The organism is Bacillus sp. LH1 (assembly GCF_057924895.1).
The window spans coordinates 3625254-3639476 of sequence record NZ_CM175007.1 but is presented as its reverse complement, the minus strand read 5'-3'; the positions used below and the strand labels follow the sequence as shown (position 1 = coordinate 3639476).

General features: G+C 34.2%; 15 protein-coding genes. 12 read left to right on the top strand and 3 right to left on the bottom strand.

All coding sequences use genetic code 11. From position 1 onward, the window contains the following. Positions 1-3: 3 nt before the first annotated feature. The 7 genes from ACX9TM_RS18790 (at position 4) to ACX9TM_RS18760 (ending at position 6331) form a co-directional block, all read left to right on the top strand. Positions 4-825: an ABC transporter ATP-binding protein gene (locus ACX9TM_RS18790; RefSeq protein ID WP_000025766.1), complete on the top strand. Its 822-nt coding sequence runs from the start codon at positions 4-6 to the stop codon at positions 823-825. 15 nt (positions 826-840) lie between these two features. Further along, positions 841-1659 (top strand): alpha/beta hydrolase, encoded by an 819-nt coding sequence (locus ACX9TM_RS18785; protein ID WP_031312077.1) that lies wholly within the window; start codon positions 841-843, stop codon positions 1657-1659. Between the two features lie 248 nt (positions 1660-1907). Next, positions 1908-2135: a hypothetical protein gene (locus tag ACX9TM_RS18780; RefSeq protein WP_000849103.1), complete on the top strand. Its 228-nt coding sequence runs from the start codon at positions 1908-1910 to the stop codon at positions 2133-2135. A 328-nt stretch (positions 2136-2463) separates the two neighbouring features. Further along, positions 2464-2766 (top strand): metal-sensing transcriptional repressor, encoded by a 303-nt coding sequence (locus tag ACX9TM_RS18775; protein ID WP_000349637.1) that lies wholly within the window; start codon positions 2464-2466, stop codon positions 2764-2766. Between the two features lie 203 nt (positions 2767-2969). Then, entirely contained in the window at positions 2970-3176 is a 207-nt protein-coding gene (copZ, locus tag ACX9TM_RS18770; protein ID WP_000436973.1) for a copper chaperone CopZ, read from the top strand. A 95-nt stretch (positions 3177-3271) separates the two neighbouring features. After that, positions 3272-5692, top strand: a complete 2421-nt coding sequence (locus tag ACX9TM_RS18765) for a heavy metal translocating P-type ATPase (RefSeq protein WP_065382298.1) — start codon at positions 3272-3274, stop codon at positions 5690-5692. Positions 5693-5848: 156 nt separating this feature from the next. Continuing rightward, positions 5849-6331, top strand: a complete 483-nt coding sequence (locus tag ACX9TM_RS18760) for a GNAT family N-acetyltransferase (RefSeq protein ID WP_000910167.1) — start codon at positions 5849-5851, stop codon at positions 6329-6331. A gap of 15 nt (positions 6332-6346) precedes the next feature. Here ACX9TM_RS18760 and ACX9TM_RS18755 read toward each other — a convergent pair whose 3' ends face one another. Further along, a complete protein-coding gene (locus tag ACX9TM_RS18755; protein ID WP_001043904.1) occupies positions 6347-6619 on the bottom strand; it encodes an HU family DNA-binding protein in 273 nt (90 codons plus the stop codon). 139 nt (positions 6620-6758) lie between these two features. Next, positions 6759-7574, bottom strand: a complete 816-nt coding sequence (locus tag ACX9TM_RS18750) for a formate/nitrite transporter family protein (protein WP_000110545.1) — start codon at positions 7572-7574, stop codon at positions 6759-6761. A 193-nt stretch (positions 7575-7767) separates the two neighbouring features. On the opposite strand from ACX9TM_RS18750, the gene ACX9TM_RS18745 reads away from it, so the two are divergent. Further along, positions 7768-8661 carry a metallophosphoesterase gene (locus ACX9TM_RS18745; RefSeq protein ID WP_001095335.1) on the top strand — a complete coding sequence of 298 codons (894 nt, stop codon included), beginning with the start codon at positions 7768-7770 and terminating at the stop codon, positions 8659-8661. 199 nt (positions 8662-8860) lie between these two features. Here the strand turns inward: ACX9TM_RS18745 and ACX9TM_RS18740 are convergent, their stop codons facing one another. Next, entirely contained in the window at positions 8861-9943 is a 1083-nt protein-coding gene (locus tag ACX9TM_RS18740; protein ID WP_000932436.1) for a chitinase, read from the bottom strand. A 270-nt stretch (positions 9944-10213) separates the two neighbouring features. Here ACX9TM_RS18740 and gabP point away from each other — a divergent pair, with 270 nt between their 5' ends. From gabP to ACX9TM_RS18720, 4 genes are all read left to right on the top strand, one after another. Next, positions 10214-11608 carry a GABA permease gene (gabP, locus tag ACX9TM_RS18735; protein WP_000360112.1) on the top strand — a complete coding sequence of 465 codons (1395 nt, stop codon included), beginning with the start codon at positions 10214-10216 and terminating at the stop codon, positions 11606-11608. Between the two features lie 134 nt (positions 11609-11742). Then, entirely contained in the window at positions 11743-12081 is a 339-nt protein-coding gene (locus ACX9TM_RS18730) for a hypothetical protein (RefSeq protein WP_002041693.1), read from the top strand. Between the two features lie 318 nt (positions 12082-12399). Next, the gene (locus tag ACX9TM_RS18725; RefSeq protein ID WP_000228315.1) at positions 12400-12942 is read left to right on the top strand and encodes a DUF420 domain-containing protein; all 543 of its coding nucleotides are present in this window, start codon (positions 12400-12402) and stop codon (positions 12940-12942) included. A gap of 117 nt (positions 12943-13059) precedes the next feature. Beyond that, the gene (locus ACX9TM_RS18720; protein WP_001179093.1) at positions 13060-14223 is read left to right on the top strand and encodes an iron-containing alcohol dehydrogenase; all 1164 of its coding nucleotides are present in this window, start codon (positions 13060-13062) and stop codon (positions 14221-14223) included.

The window sequence follows — 14223 nt, the reverse complement described above, 5'->3', positions numbered from 1 at the left end:
AAAGTGAGTATTTTAAGTGCAAAAAATTTAGAAACAAGTTATGAAAAGCTTACAGTGTTTCGCGATTTAAATGTGGAAATACAAGAAGGAAAAGTAACGACAATTATAGGTCCAAACGGTTGCGGTAAATCGACATTGTTAAAAACAATGGGAAGAATTTTAAAACAAAAAAGCGGTAAAGTATATTTGCAAGGACAGGATTTACATACAATTCCAACGAAAGAAATTGCGAAGCAGTTAGCTTTACTCCCGCAAACTCCAATTGCACCAGGTGAGCTTAAAGTGGAAGAATTAATTTCTTATGGACGCTATCCACATCGAAATAACGTAAATAAGTTAACGACAAAAGATAAAGAAATGATTGATTGGGCATTAGATATAACGAAAACTTCTGAATTTCGAACGAGACAAATTGCAAATTTATCAGGTGGTCAAAGACAAAAGGTATGGCTAGCGATGGCATTAGCACAAGAGACAGAAGTGTTGCTATTAGATGAGCCAACTACATACCTTGATATGTCTCATCAATTAGATGTATTACAAATTGTGGAGAAGTTAAATAAAGAACATAATTGTACGGTTGTTATGGTATTACATGATATTAACCATGCATCAAGGTTTTCAGATGAAATTATTGCAATGAAGGAAGGCGAAATTGTTACAACTGGTAGCCCAGAAGAAATCATTACAAATGAAGTGTTAAAAGAAGTATTTCATATTGATGCGCGTGTCATGATTGATCCGTATAACGGGGCTCCTGTTTGTTTCGGTTATGATAGCGTTGTATCTCAAGAAGAAAAAATCGAAATATATGTAACAAGTTAAAAAGGGGGGGATAGGGTGAATACTACAGTTGAAAAACAGCAGATTATAACATCTAATACAGAGCAGTGGAAAATGTATTCAAAATTAGAAGGTAAGGAATATCAAATTCATATTTCAAAGCCGAGGCAACCAGCACCGGATTCAGGATATCCCGTTATTTACGTATTAGATGGCAATGCCTTTTTTCAAACATTTCATGAAGCAGTTAAAATACAATCAGTAAGAGCGGAAAAAACTGGTGTTTCACCAGCTGTTATAGTTGGAGTGGGTTATCCGATTGAAGGCGCATTTTCAGGGGAAGAAAGGTGCTATGATTTTACGCCTAGCGTAATTTCAAAAGATGCCCCTTTAAAACCAGACGGTAAACCGTGGCCTAAAACAGGAGGAGCACATAATTTCTTTACTTTTATTGAAGAAGAACTGAAACCACAAATTGAAAAGAATTTTGAGATTGATAAAAGTAAGCAAACGTTATTTGGACATTCTTTAGGTGGACTATTTGCTTTGCATATACTATTTACAAACTTAAACGCTTTTCAAAATTATTTTATTAGTAGTCCATCTATATGGTGGAATAATAAATCCGTTCTTGAAAAAGAAGAGAACCTTATACATGAATTAAACAATGCTAAGTTTGAAACAGGAGTGTTCCTTACAGTTGGATCACTTGAACGAGAGCATATGGTTGTAGGTGCAAATGAATTATCAGAGCGCCTTCTCCAAGTAAACCACGATAAACTTAAATTTAAGTTTTATGAAGCTGAAGGGGAGAATCATGCATCTGTTGTGCCGACGTCTTTAAGTAAAGGATTGAGGTTTATTAGTTACGTATAGGAAAAAAGGTTATGGATGAAACATTCCATAACCTTTTTTAATGTGTAGAATTGTCCTTTTCGAAAGTTTTGTTTCAACTTTTCGTCTAAAGAGACAAAAAGTTGTCACAAAACGGTCACAATTAGCATAAACATAAAATAGACGAAATGAACTTATTTCCAAAAAGGCTTGGTTTATTCCGATCATGATTTGTAGAGCTGAAAAAGTATGGATGAAAAGTTCACTATATTCCCAAGGAGGTAGATCGTATGAAAACTATTCTTGCTATCGCTGGACTTATTTGGGTTCTATCACATGGCATTCCAATTTATGAAGGAGAACAAATTCGCAGTGCTCTAAATAAAAATTTTAATGAATATCATATCATTGATCGGCAAGATAATGTTGTGACAGTTCGAGTAAATGACTGTTTTCATACGGTAACCGTTGAAGGAACTTCAGTAGTGAATGATACAAAAGTATGTGATCAGCAATAATTATATATGGAAAGAAAAAATTCTCGGGTTAAATATCTGAAAATTTAAATTAAAACATTATAGACGAAGAATAAGCGGGGGCGGGTAATCCCCGCTTATTCTTGTTTCACTTTATTGAATTTTGATGAGAGATATAATGATTTTTTGACAAAAAGGAAAGGGTATACTGAAAATTGAGATTAAGAAGCTAATGCGTTGTTAAGAATAATCATAAAGTGTAAATATACTCTTATGGGGTATCATGCGTAGATATTTAATGCTATAATTGGTATACTCATAAAAAACAATTGTTTTATTGGATGAAGAGAAACTTTAAGAAGGTGATAATATGGATCATAAAGAGCATGAAGCAGTAACACATAGATCAGAAAAAGAAAAAGAACAGATTATAAATAGATTAAAGAGAATTGAAGGACAGGTCCGCGGTATTCAAAACATGATTGAAAATGATCGTTATTGCGTAGATATTTTAGTGCAAATTTCAGCGATTAATGCAGCGATGAAAAAAGTAGGAATGGGCGTTCTCAAAAATCATACGAGTCATTGTGTTTCAGGAGCTATTAAAAATGGAAATGGTGACGAAGCAATTGAAGAATTAATGACAGTATTTGAACGTTTTTCAAAAGCGTAAAAACAAGCTAGTATTTAACTGGCTTGTTTTTTTGTTTACCCTCATATTGGATTTGGGTGTATTGTAGTGAAAAAGTGTGTGTAAAATAAACTTTTAGAAAATAATTGAAAAATCATGATACAAAACCATTGATTACCTTAGGGGGGTATGGTAAGATGTAATTGTGATTAACAAACAATGAATAAACAAGAGGAGGATTTTAAATGGAACAGTTAACATTACAGGTTGAAGGTATGTCTTGTGGACATTGTGTAAATGCTATCGAAAGCAGTGTGAAAGAGCTAAACGGTGTTGAACAAGTGAAGGTTCAATTAGCAGAAGGAACTGTTGAAGTTACTATCGACTCGTCTGCTGTAACATTAAAAGATATCGTTGCTGTAATCGAAGATCAAGGATACGATGTTCAATAATTATTTTTAGATATGGAAATAAATCGTACTTTAAATGAAGTACGATTTATTTTGCTAATCATTATACCTCATAAGGGTATATAGAGGTGAGAGACATGAATGAAAAAAAAGAGGCCAATCTTCAAATATCAGGAATGACATGTGCGGCATGTGCAAATAGAATTGAAAAAGGTCTAAAAAAAGTAGAAGGTGTTCATGAGGCAAATGTAAATTTTGCGCTTGAAAAAACAAAAATAATGTACGATCCAACTAAAACAAATCCGCAACAATTTAAAGAAAAAGTTGAATCATTAGGATATGGAATTGTAAGTGATAAAGCTGAATTTACTGTTTCAGGAATGACATGTGCAGCATGTGCAAATAGAGTTGAAAAGCGTTTAAATAAGTTAGATGGTGTGAACAAGGCGACAGTAAATTTTACTTTAGAATCAGCCACAGTAGACTTTAACCCTGATGAAGTTAATGTAAATGAAATGAAGAGCGCGATTACGAAGCTAGGATATAAATTAGAAGTGAAACCAGATGATCAAGATGCATCAACTGATCATCGATTACAAGAAATTGAAAGACAAAAGAAGAAGTTTATTATTTCGTTTATTTTATCTTTCCCATTATTGTGGGCAATGGTTAGTCATTTCTCATTTACGTCATTTATTTATTTACCGGATATGTTAATGAACCCTTGGGTGCAACTAGCACTTGCAACTCCTGTTCAATTTATCATTGGTGGACAGTTTTATGTTGGGGCTTATAAAGCGTTACGCAATAAAAGTGCTAATATGGATGTTCTCGTGGCGCTTGGAACGTCGGCCGCGTACTTCTATAGTGTATATTTAAGTATTCAATCTATTGGTTCTTCGGAACATATGACAGATTTATATTTTGAAACGAGTGCGGTACTTATTACATTAATTATTTTAGGTAAATTATTTGAAGCGAAAGCAAAAGGGCGCTCATCAGAAGCAATTAAAAAATTGATGGGTTTACAAGCAAAGACAGCTACAGTTGTGCGAGATGGAACAGAAATAAAAATTTTGATTGAAGAAGTAGTAGCTGGTGATATCGTCTATGTAAAGCCTGGTGAAAAAATACCAGTAGATGGTGAGATTGTAGAAGGAAAGTCAGCAATTGATGAATCGATGTTAACGGGTGAAAGTATTCCTGTTGATAAGTCAATTGGGGATGTAGTAATAGGTTCGACAATAAATAAAAATGGATTTTTAAAAGTGAAAGCAACTAAGGTAGGAAGAGATACTGCATTAGCTCAAATTATTAAAGTAGTAGAAGAGGCACAAGGTTCAAAAGCTCCTATTCAAAGGGTAGCAGATCAAATTTCAGGTATTTTCGTACCGGTTGTAGTTGTGATTGCGATTATCACCTTTGCAGTATGGATGATATTTGTTACACCTGGTGATTTTGGCGGAGCACTTGAGAAAATGATAGCAGTACTTGTTATTGCTTGTCCATGTGCATTAGGTCTTGCAACGCCTACATCTATTATGGCAGGATCAGGAAGATCGGCTGAGTATGGTATTTTATTTAAAGGTGGAGAGCATTTAGAAGCAACGCACCGATTAGATACGGTTATTCTAGATAAAACGGGTACAGTGACAAATGGGAAGCCGGTATTAACAGATGTAATTGTAGCAGATGGATTCAATGAAAATGAACTGCTTAGATTAGTAGGGGCAGCAGAAAGAAATTCTGAACATCCGCTTGCAGAAGCGATTGTAGAAGGAATTAAAGAAAAGAAAATTGATATCCCAAGTTCAGAAACGTTTGAAGCGATTCCGGGATTTGGTATCGAATCAGTTGTAGAAGGAAAACACTTATTAATTGGTACACGTCGATTAATGAAGAAATTCAATATTGATATTGAAGAAGTTTCTAAATCAATGGAAGCGCTAGAACGAGAAGGAAAAACAGCAATGCTTATTGCAATCGATAAAGAATATGCTGGTATAGTTGCCGTTGCAGATACTGTGAAAGATACTTCAAAAGCAGCTATCGCAAGACTGAAAAAAATGGGTCTAGACGTTGTGATGATTACAGGAGATAATACACAAACTGCTCAGGCAATTGCAAAGCAAGTTGGTATTGATCACGTAATTGCAGAAGTATTGCCAGAAGGAAAAGCAGAAGAAGTGAAAAAACTGCAAGCAAATGGTAAGAAAGTAGCGATGGTTGGAGACGGGATAAATGATGCTCCTGCTCTTGCTACAGCGAACATTGGTATGGCAATTGGAACGGGAACGGATGTAGCGATGGAAGCAGCGGATATAACGTTAATCCGCGGTGACTTAAATAGTATTGCTGATGCGATATTTATGAGTAAAATGACGATAAGAAATATTAAACAAAATTTATTCTGGGCATTAGCTTATAACGCGTTAGGAATTCCAATTGCGGCATTAGGTTTCTTAGCCCCTTGGGTTGCTGGAGCAGCGATGGCATTTAGTTCTGTATCCGTTGTATTAAATGCATTACGATTACAAAGAGTTAAATTAAAACCTTAAAAAGCTACATTAAGTAATTGAATAGAATTAAAAAACAATACTTGAATAAGTATTGTTTTTTTGTTCGTATAGAAATTAAAACGATATAATAAAGCAGAAATATAGAATCGTATGTAGCAGAAAAGTTAAGAGGTAGTTTGGTAAGGAGACTTATATATGTTAAAAGATATTATAATTAGAACATTCCAGAAAAAAGATTTAGATCAAGTATTACAATTGTTCTATGAAACAGTTCATACGGTTAATGCAAAAGATTATAATGAGTTACAGCTACAGGCGTGGGCACCGGAGCGACTAGATAGAGAAAATTGGTTACAGTCTTTAGAAAAGAATATTAGCTATGTAGCGGATCATAAAGGTATGATTGTGGGGTTTGGGGATTATAACGATGATCGTTACGTAGATCGTTTATTTACGCATAAAGATTATCAAGGGAAAAGAGTCGCTTCATACATACTACAGAAGTTAGAAAAAGAAGCAGTGAACTTGGGACATAGGGAGATATATACAGAGGCGAGCATTACCGCAAAACCTTTTTTTGAAAGTAAAGATTTTATTTGCATAAAAGAACAAAAGAAACAGCATAATGGTCAGATTTTTATTAATTATGTTATGAAAAAATATCCTTCTCATAAATGAGAAGGATATTTTTCATTATTTTACAGCTTCTTTTAGTTCTTTACCAGCTTTGAAAGCAGGTACTTTAGAAGCTGCGATTTGCATTTCTTCACCAGTTTGTGGGTTACGGCCTGTACGAGCAGCTCTTTCGCGAACTTCGAATGTACCGAATCCGATAAGTTGTACTTTTTCACCAGCAGCTAAAGTGTTAGTGATTGATTCTACTACAGTTTGTACAACTACAGTAGCTTCTTTTTGAGAGATCTCAGCATTTTGTGCTACGTTTTTAATTAATTCTGTTTTGTTCATGTTTTTCACCTCATATGTAAATAATGCTATTTAAGTTGTTATTATAACGTATAAAACATTCGAGAACAAGTGTACGTACATATATTCGCAAAAAAAATGAAATTTGTAATATTTTTAGGGTTCTTTATAGACATTCTATTTAAGCCGACAGAGATTTGTTCTTCATTTCAGTCTTCTCTTGATAAGAAGATAGTTTCTTATTATAAGATATGAAGTAAGGTAGTGCTACAAATAACATACCTCCTACTAAATTTCCAAAGAAAACAAAAATAAAGTTTGGAAAATATTCAGCCCAAGTGAAATGACCGGCAAAAATTGCGGCTGGGATGACAAACATATTTGCTACAACGTGTTGAAATCCAATCGCAACAAAAGTCATAACTGGGAACCAAATACCGATAATCTTTCCGATAAATTCTTTACTTCCCATACTGAGCCAAACAGCTAAACAAACGAGCCAATTACATCCGATTGCAGAAATAAATGCTTGCAATGGTGTATCTTGTAGTTTCGCTTGAGCGATAGAAATAGTTTTCGCTAAAAAAGCTCCTTCAGTTAAGCCAACGATATGGCCGAAAAAGTAGGCTACAAATACAGCCCCTATGAAATTGCTAAACGTAACAATAACTAAATTTCGTATGAAATGAAATAAAGTAATTTTCTTTTGAAGCCAAGCCATAGAAACTGTCATCATGTTACCAGTTACTAGTTCACCGCCTGCAAGAATAACGAGAATAAGACCGATAGGGAATACAGCAGCGCCTAGAAAACTAGTAAATGATCCCCAATATTTTGGCATTGTTCCAATAACATGAATATCGAGTAAATACCCTAATGCGATAAAAGCACCGCCAAAAAAACCGAGAATTAGCATAGGGAGTAATGATAAATGAGCTTTTTTCCTTCCGGAATTCGCAGCAAGTTCCGTAATTTCTTCTGGTGTAAATACAGACATGAATAACCCCTCCGTAATAAAATGATGGAATGAATAGAAAAAGATTCGAAAATATATGTATTATAAAAATATGGTATGACTTCTGTATAAAATTGTCAAAGTGAATAGGGAGGAAATTACATATTAATAACATTGTTCATGTTGTCACATTAATGTAACAATAAGGATTTAAAGTGTTTCTAGAGGTGAAAACATGAATACGAATCATGTAAAAAAAGAACGAAAAAAATCAATCGTAAAGATATTTATTATTAGTTTTATAAGTATATTAATGATACTAGTAAGTTTGTATTATTATGCGACAGAAATAGAACGAAAACTAGTAACAGTTACATGGAATGAAATAGAAGCTTCTGCAATTCCTAAAGAATTTAATAATAAAAAAATATTACAGTTTTCAGATGTACATTTAGGGCCAGAGTTTACATTGAAGCAACTTGAACATTTGGTGGAGAAGATGAATGAATTACATCCAGATATAGTAGTTTTTACCGGAGATTTAATAGATAAATTTGGTTCTTATAGTGCAGAAAGAGAGGGAGCGAAGGCTATTTTGCAGAAAATTTATGCTCCCTTAGGGAAATATGCTGTGTTTGGGAATCATGATAGGGGCGGGGGCGGTAGTTTATTTTACAAAAAATATATCGAGGAAGCTGGTTTTTCTGTATTAGTAAATGAAGTGCAGAAAATTAAAGTGGAAAACGGCAAATATATTACAATATCAGGTTTGGATGATTTTCTATTAGGGAAGCCGAAAATAGATTCAACTTTAAAAAACTTGAAACAAAATGATTTCAACATGTTATTAGTACATGAGCCGGATGTTGTAACCAAAATAAATCGTTACCCAGTTGATCTTCAACTGTCAGGACATAGTCACGGGGGACAAGTCCAAATCCCTTTTGTAGGTCCGTTAATTACTACCAAACTAGCTGAGAGTTATGTTGAAGGTATGTATGAAGTGGAGGGGAAGAGTAAGCAGTTATATTTATATGTAAATCGTGGTATTGGGACTACTAGGATGCCTGTTAGATTTTGTAGTGTACCTGAACTTTCAGTTTTTGTGTTGAAGCAAAAGAGTGACTAGAATATTTAACAATATGATTCGGAGGAACGTGCGATGTTGGGCGATGGAAAACAGTTTCTTAAAACTTTAGATGTGACAAAGTAATTTTCATAAATAAAAAACAACAATAGGACCTATAAAGGGTCCTATTGCTGTTTTTATCCTGCATTGATTGCCCATAAATGTCCGATTGATGGGGGCTAATTATAGTTTTACTTTGTTATTTTTGCAAGGAAAGACCATCAAAATATGTTCTATAGTTATTTGAGAATTCGAAGTTGTTTTTTGCATCCCAATTAATAGACCAAGACATTAGGCCGCGGAATGCAGGATAGCCACTCTGGTTAGAAAGTTTATACTTTCCTCCGAACGGAACTCCTTTAATGATATAATTTAAAGCTTTTTTCATTTCAGTTGGCGAAATGTATCCACCACTTGGAGCTGCCGCTGGTGCTGCTGGAAGCCCAATCATGACTTGATCTGAACGAAGAGCTGGGAAAATGTTATTTGCATTACCACCTACAGGAAAACCATGTAAGAGCATATCTGCCATAGCGACCTCGTAGTCTGCAGTACCTTGATTGTAGTTATTACCGTCCATTCCAATCCCGCTACCAGCGTTGTAGTGTTGAACATGAATGTATGTTAGTTTATCTTTCACTCCGTAAATAATTGGTAAATATGCACCCCATATGCTTCCATATGCGCTATAACCGCCTTGAACATAAGCTGTTTCAGGAGCCATGCTTAATAGAAAATCTGGACCATAATGATCTGAGATTGTTCGAATAGCTGATATAAGATTTACGATTTGGGGAGTAGTTGGATTTTTGAAATTAGTATCATTTCCGTTTAAGTAAATACCTGATTCAAGGTCAATATCTATTCCATCAAAACCGTATTTATCGATTAGAGACTGTATGGAATTAATAAAACGATCCTTAGCGGCATTGTCAGGAAGTAAAACGACTCCATTTTGTCCACCTATTGAAAGAACTACTTTCTTTCCTTTACTTTTTAAATAAGAAATATCTGATTTGAAGTCTGCATCTGTACCATACACAGGAGAAAATTCAACAGTGGAACGATCACCACCAGTTTCACCAAAAGATACATTGATTACATCCCATTTTGGTGAAACGTCTTTTAATTTAATAATGCCAGTACCGTTATCAAAGTTATGCCAATATCCAACGAGTAATTTTGAACCTAAATTGTTTGCTGCTTGTGCTTGGAAAGGGGATAGCGGTAGAAGTAAGAACATTACTAAAATACAACAAAAAAATTTGAACTTGTTTAACATATCAACACTCCTATACAAAAAGTTGTCTAGATGTATAATCTTGTTTATTTAATAATATCTGAAAATTCTTTCTTTTGTAAAGGGACTATAATTTTCTCAACAATTGTGTATGGGAAAGTATTAAACCTAATGTAATAATTTTTGAAGAAGGTTGAATTGTAATTGTTAAATTCAGAATATTTTGATATATTTTAACGTATAGAACAAAATCTTTCGCACAGTACTCTTACATAAGTTTCAAAATTTAGTTTGGAAGGGGATGTACAAGATTTGGATAAAAATCTAAAGAAAGACCTCAAAATACGCCACATTACAATGATTTCAATTGGCGGCGTAATAGGGGCTGGTTTGTTTGTTGGAAGTGGTGCAGTTGTACATTCGGCAGGACCAGGTTCTATCGTTTCATATGCATTAGCAGGACTTCTAGTCATTTTCGTCATGAGAATGCTAGGAGAAATGGCAGCTGTTAATCCGACAAGTGGTTCATTTGCAACGTATGCAAGAGAAGCGATTGGTCCTTGGGCGGGTTATACAATAGGCTGGTTATACTGGTTTTTTTGGGTAATTGTTATTGCAATAGAAGCCACAGCAGGTGCTGGTATTATCCAATATTGGATTCCACAAATACCGCTTTGGTTATTAAGTTTAATATTAACAATTTTATTAACGCTGACGAACGTTTTTTCGGTGAAATCATTTGGAGAGTTTGAATATTGGTTTTCTTTTATTAAAGTAATAAGTATTGTTTTGTTCCTTTGTCTAGGTCTTGCTGTTATTTTAGGATTTGTTCCAGGAACAGAAGCACCCGGCACTTCGAATTTAATTGGACAAGGTGGATTTATGCCAAACGGTATAAGTTCGGTCCTGCTTGGAATTACTGTTGTTATATTTTCATTTATGGGATCAGAGATTGTAGCAGTAGCCGCAGGTGAATCTGCAGAACCTGTAAAAGCAGTAAAAACAGCAACAAACAGTGTGATTTGGCGTATTCTTGTATTTTTTATTGGGTCTATAGCAGTAGTTGTTACGCTACTGCCATGGAATTCAGCAAACATATTAAAAAGTCCATTTGTAGCTGTACTTGAACATATAGGAATACCAGCGGCAGCACAAATTATGAATTTTATCGTTTTAACAGCTGTACTTTCTTGCTTAAATTCAGGCTTATATACAAATTCAAGAATGCTTTTTTCAATGGCAGAAAGAGGAGATGCTCCAAAGTCATTTTTAAAATTGAACAGTAGTGGTGTTCCCGTTCGAGCGGTTTTATTTGGAACTTTCTTCGCTTATATTGGAGTTGTGTTTAGTTACATTTCTCCAGATAAAGTCTTTTTGTTTTTAGTGAATGCATCTGGCGGGATTGCGTTACTAGTTTATCTCGTTATTGCAGTTTCGCATTTAAAGATGCGTAAAAAAATGGGGAAAGTAGAACAACAAAATTTGAAAGTGAAAATGTGGCTTTTTCCGTATGTAACGTATGTTACAATTGCTGCTATTATAGCAGTTTTAGTTGCGATGTTCGCAATTGATACTTTACGTTCACAAGCATTTTTAACAATGTTTGTTACAGTTCTTATCATACTTTCTTATTTTATTTTTAATAGAAATAAAAATAGCACAGTTTTGCATCCTAAAAGTAAGAATGAGGAATCTGTTCGATTCTAATTTTCTTATTTTCGAAGAGAGTTACACCCAATCATTGCTATAAAAGAATCATATATAATCATAGAAACAAGTAATTACTATTGTCATAGTGAATATAAACTTTTTTCTTGACTTTTTATACGAAGGCGAGCAAAATGGTAAAAAAGGAAGGGGGGATGATGATGGAAGAGTACGTATTAGAGCTGTATAACCTGTTATATACGACAGAATGGCAAGATATTGTTTCGTTTCTAGGAATCGTATTTTGCATGAAAATTGTAATTGTATATATGGAAGAGCAAGGTATGTTCTATTCCTTCTCATCTCCGTTCGATGTGCAGCGCGAGCCGTTGCTAAACTATGCCAATGTGAATTACGAACAATTTCCTTTTGTAGTTTTCTTTATGATTCGATTTATTACAGCAATTGTAAGGAAAAAGGAAAGTGATGATGAAGAGTGCCACGCAACTTGTAAGGTAGCTAACGTTTTTTAAGCTAAATACAAGGAGGAGATTTATATGTGGTTTCGATTTCTTATGATTGGTTTCTTTTCATTAACAGCAATTTCATTAATGGGATATCAAGTGTCTGAAATTTTTCAAGCATATAGCGATACATTTTTTAACAAAAACTAATCGCATTGCTATTTGAATAATAAAGCGATAAAATCCTTCTTAAGAAGTTTTATTAAGAAGGATTTTTTTCTTTGTCTGGTCTTGCTGTGTCAAACTATTGTCACATTTACACTGTGAATAATATGTTAAAATAGTGAGGTTATGTATACATACTTGAAGGAAGAGGGAGTGACCATTTTGGTGGATCAATCAACAAATCAGAAAAGCTATGCTCCTATTGTGATAACGCTTTCTGTAATTGTAAATGCGATTATTTTATTTTTGTTCTTTGGACCTGTTGGCTATGAAGGAGAAGTACATTTTGATGTAACGATTTTACCAATGTTAAACGCGATTTTTAATAGCTTTACGTTCGTATTTTTATTAGCAGCGTTATTCTCTATTATTAAAAAGAATGTGAAAATGCATCGTGGTTTTATCCTTGCAGCATTTACGACAACTTTACTATTTTGTGTGTCGTATTTATCGTATCATTACTTAGCACCGGCAACACATTTTGGCGGAGAAGGATTCATTAAATATGTGTATTTCATCATTTTAATTACACATATTATCCTAGCAGCAATTATCGTACCACTTGCATTGTTTGCGCTTGTATTTGGTTTTACAAATCAATTAACACGTCACCGTAAAATTGTACGTTGGACGATGCCGATTTGGTTATATGTAAGTTTATCTGGTGTTATTGTTTACTTAATGATCTCACCTTATTACCAATAAAAAAATCTCAGCCTGTAGGCTGGGATTTTTTTATTAAGCAAATATTTTTGTGAAATGAAAAAAATATGGTATACAAAAGTATAGTTGCTTTTCATATAGAAGGGATGGTAAAGAAATATGCAAAATTTTGTATTTCGTAATCCAACGAAACTTATTTTCGGTAAAGGTCAATTAGAACAGTTAAAAACTGAAATTCCACAGTTCGGTAAAAAAGTTCTTCTCGTATACGGGGGAGGCAGCATTAAAAGAAACGGTATTTATGATAATGTAATTTCTATTTTAAAGGATATTAATGCAGAAGTATTTGAATTAACAGGTGTTGAACCGAATCCACGTGTATCAACTGTAAAGAAAGGGATTCAAATTTGTAAAGAGAATGGTGTTGAATTTATTTTAGCAGTTGGTGGAGGAAGTGTAATCGACTGTACGAAGGCAATTGCAGCTGGTAGTAAGTACGATGGAGATGTATGGGATATTGTAACGAAAAAAACATTTGCTAATGAGGCATTACCATTTGGTACTGTACTTACTCTTGCAGCAACAGGATCTGAAATGAATGCAGGCTCGGTAATTACAAACTGGGAAACGAATGAAAAGTATGGATGGGGTAGCCCGGTTACTTTCCCGCAGTTTTCGATTTTAGATCCAGTTCATACTACTTCTGTACCGAAAGATCAAACAATTTACGGTATGGTAGATATTATGTCGCACGTATTAGAACAATATTTCCATCATGGAACGAATACAGAACTACAAGATCGTTATTGTGAAGCTGTTTTAAAAACAGTAATTGAGACAGCTCCTAAGCTTTTAAGTGATTTAGAAAATTATGAGCATAGAGAAACTATTTTATATTGTGGTACTATGGCGTTAAACGGCATTTTAGCAATGGGAGTAAAAGGAGATTGGGCGACTCATAATATTGAGCATGCAGTTTCTGCTGTTCATGATATACCACACGGGGGTGGCCTTGCGATTTTATTCCCGAACTGGATGAAGCATGTTGTAGAGGGAAATGTAAGTCGTTTTAAACAGTTTGCTATTCGAGTATTCAATGTAGAAACAGATGGAAAGACTGATCGAGAAATTGCGTTAGAAGGAATTCAGGCGTTACGTCAATTTTGGACTTCAATTGAGGCGCCAGTAACATTATCTGATTACGCTATTGGAGAAAATGAAATTGATTTAATGGCGGATAAAGCGATGGCGTATGGTGAATTTGGTAACTTTAAAAAATTAAATAAAGATGATGTTTTAAGTATATATAAAGCTTCTTTATAA

Coding starts and splice junctions, on each gene's coding strand:
- ACX9TM_RS18780 (WP_000849103.1), top strand. CDS start 1,908: ATGAAAACTATTCTTGCTATCGCTGGACTTATTTGGGTTCTATCACAT.
- ACX9TM_RS18775 (WP_000349637.1), top strand. CDS start 2,464: ATGGATCATAAAGAGCATGAAGCAGTAACACATAGATCAGAAAAAGAA.
- copZ (WP_000436973.1), top strand. CDS start 2,970: ATGGAACAGTTAACATTACAGGTTGAAGGTATGTCTTGTGGACATTGT.
- ACX9TM_RS18765 (WP_065382298.1), top strand. CDS start 3,272: ATGAATGAAAAAAAAGAGGCCAATCTTCAAATATCAGGAATGACATGT.
- ACX9TM_RS18760 (WP_000910167.1), top strand. CDS start 5,849: ATGTTAAAAGATATTATAATTAGAACATTCCAGAAAAAAGATTTAGAT.
- ACX9TM_RS18755 (WP_001043904.1), bottom strand. CDS start 6,619: ATGAACAAAACAGAATTAATTAAAAACGTAGCACAAAATGCTGAGATC.
- ACX9TM_RS18750 (WP_000110545.1), bottom strand. CDS start 7,574: ATGTCTGTATTTACACCAGAAGAAATTACGGAACTTGCTGCGAATTCC.
- ACX9TM_RS18745 (WP_001095335.1), top strand. CDS start 7,768: ATGAATACGAATCATGTAAAAAAAGAACGAAAAAAATCAATCGTAAAG.
- ACX9TM_RS18740 (WP_000932436.1), bottom strand. CDS start 9,943: ATGTTAAACAAGTTCAAATTTTTTTGTTGTATTTTAGTAATGTTCTTA.
- ACX9TM_RS18730 (WP_002041693.1), top strand. CDS start 11,743: ATGGTAAAAAAGGAAGGGGGGATGATGATGGAAGAGTACGTATTAGAG.
- ACX9TM_RS18720 (WP_001179093.1), top strand. CDS start 13,060: ATGCAAAATTTTGTATTTCGTAATCCAACGAAACTTATTTTCGGTAAA.